At 63.6% G+C, this 2,629-nt stretch carries 2 protein-coding genes; both read right to left on the minus strand.

Translation table 11 applies throughout. From position 1 onward, the window contains the following. The coding region (locus tag OSA81_13600) for a GDSL-type esterase/lipase family protein (protein ID MDE0900036.1) at positions 1 to 1,336 on the minus strand (1,336 nt) is incomplete at its 3' end. A gap of 176 nt (positions 1,337 to 1,512) precedes the next feature. Next, positions 1,513 to 2,629 (minus strand): threonine synthase (gene thrC, locus OSA81_13605; GenBank protein MDE0900037.1); only part of this gene is annotated, 1,117 nt, incomplete at its 5' end.

The following is a 2,629-nucleotide window of genomic DNA, read 5'->3' on the forward strand; positions in this document are numbered from 1 at the left end:
TGGCGAGTTCGAGGATGCGTTCCCAGAGAGCGTACCGCTTCGGCGATTCCTCGTTCAACTTCTTCAACTCGGCGCCGCTGGCCCCGCTGGCGCTGAGGCAGAAGGCGTAGACCTTGGCGAACTCGGCTAGGTCCTCATGCGCAACCTTGTCGCCATAGGCGGAAACGGAGACGCCGTCGGCGGTGATCGCTGCTTGCCAACGGTCGAGGATGTCCTTCTCCGTATCACCGGCGCGTTGCTCGAGGATATGCCCCGCTTCATGCACCATCACATGCGCGCCGGCACGGTCCACGATGTTGAGGTACTGCTGACCGCCGTGGGCAGCGGCGCCGCCCAGTGACTTGTAGAAGGCCACGCCATCCTTGCCCTCTTCGGAGACGATTTCGAAGCAGCGGCGGTAGAGCGGCGGCACTTGTTCGATCGCCTTCAGAGCATCTTTGATGTCGAGACCCGTGACGTCCTCGATGCTGACCTTGAATCGATGCTCGCCGAGCGCGATCCGCCAGTACTTGCCCGCCGCCTCTTCGCGCTTCAGTTTCACCTTTGTGGGTCCGGCCACGATCTTGGCCTTGTCCGTGTTCGTGCTGCCCAGCGTTCGCCCGAGGTCACCGAATTCCTTCAGGAGGTAGACCTTCTTGTCCTCGTCCCCTGGCGGCCGACCGGGGACGGCCGGCGCCAGCATCTTGTCGAGCTCCGGCGCGAGCGCCTCGGCCCAGACCTGGTGGCCCTTCTCGCTCGGGTGCGTCGTGTCCGGCATCATCTCCTCAGGCAGGTGGCCCTGCGCGTCGAGGAATCTCGCGCCGATGTCGAGGAACCTCACGTTCTCGAAGTCCTCGAGCAAGACCGGGAGGTAGGAGTTGAGCTCGTCGATCTGCTTGCGATGGGCGTGGCTGGCCTCTCGCCTGCGCGGAAAGACGCCGAGCACCAGAATCTTCATCGTGGGGTAGAGCTTGTTGAGCTTCCCGGTCACCGCCTGCACGCCGACGGCTGCCTGCCGCGGTGAGTCGCTGCCCCAGCAGATGTTGTTGGTGCCGATCAGGACCACGGCAGCTCTCGGAGCCACCTCGAGTTTCGGTAGATGGTCCAAGCGCCATAGAACGTGATTCGTGCGATCGCCTCCGAAGCCGAGATTGATTGCCTTGCGCGGTTCGAAGTGCTTCTTCCAAACCTCGGCGCCGACGGTCTCGAAGTTCTGCGTGATCGAGTCGCCGACCATCAGAAGGTCGATGTCGCCCTTGCCCATCGCACCGATCTTCTCGGCGTGACGAGCGAACCACCACTCGACGATGCGCGGTTGCGGAGTGACCGCAGGGCCTTGCGCGTCCTGCTGTGCCACGCCCTGTTGGGCTGAGAGCATCGAGGCGAGCGCGAGGCACGCGACGAGAGATGAGACGACGAAACGCATCATGAGGAGGTTGTTGGAGGTTGGGGCGGTGACGGCGTGCTCATGGTACGGCCCGTGCGCAACATCGACGCAGGGCAATAGGTCAGGGCGATTCACAAGTTACGGCCTTACTTGGACTCCCACTCGGACAGGGCGCGCTGGATCTCCTGCAGATCGGGTTCGATGACCTGGGCTGGGTTGCTGCGTGAGCCCTCTCCCAGGCGACCTTCGTGATAGGCCAAGGTCGTGTCGGGATCTTTCAAAATGTGCCCTGTGAGGACGCAAACCACGCTTTCGCTCGGGTCGATGATCCCGCGCAGGGCCAGTTTCTTGACCCCGGCGAAGGCGGCGCAGCTGGCGGGTTCCGCGCCCAGACCTGCGCGGTCGACCTCGGCTTTGGCCAGCAGGATCTCCTCGTCACTGACCGCAAGGACCTCCCCTCGGGTCTCACGGATCGAGCGCACGGCGCGCGAAAAGGAAACCGGCGCTCCGATCCGGATGGCGGTGGCAAGGGTCTCGGCGCGAACGGTGTCGAGCCGATCAAAACCCCTGGCGAAGCTGGCAGCAAACGGCGCAGCCCCTTCTGCCTGAACCGCGGCGAGTCGGGGAACCCTGTCGATCAGGCCCAGCTCCGAGGCCTCTCGAAGCGCCTTGCCAAAGGCCGCACAGTTGCCCAGGTTCCCCGCGGGGAAGACGATCCAGTCGGGAGCCTGCCACTGGAGCTGCTGCAGCAGCTCAAACACGATGGTCTTCTGCCCTTCGATGCGAAATGGATTGGCGGAGTTGAGGAGAGCAACATCTCCCCTAAATGCGAGCTCTGCCACGATCTTCATGGCGCAGTCGAAGTCACCCCTCACCCTCAAGACGCGTGCACCATAGGCAATCGCCTGGGCGAGTTTGCTGCTGGCCGTGGAGGCTTCAGGCAACAGCACAATCGCCGGATATCCAGCGTGGGCGGCATAGGCGGCAAGGCTGGCCGCGGTATTACCCGTCGACGCGCAGGCCAACGCTTTCGCACCACCCGCGATGGCACGGCTAACTGCCACGGTCATACCACGATCCTTGAAGGATCCGGTGGGATTGTGCCCTTCGTGTTTTATGCGCAGCCCTGGCAGGAGAGAGGCCACACACAGGGACTCGGACCTGTAGAGCGGCGTGTTCCCCTCAGCGAGCGTGACGATCTGGTCGGGATCAAGCTCGGGATCGACGAGCTGCGCAAATCGCCAAACGCCGCTGGGTTGCTCG

The organism is Longimicrobiales bacterium, assembly GCA_028823235.1.
GTDB lineage: Bacteria > Gemmatimonadota > Gemmatimonadetes > Longimicrobiales > Gaopeijiaceae > UBA2589.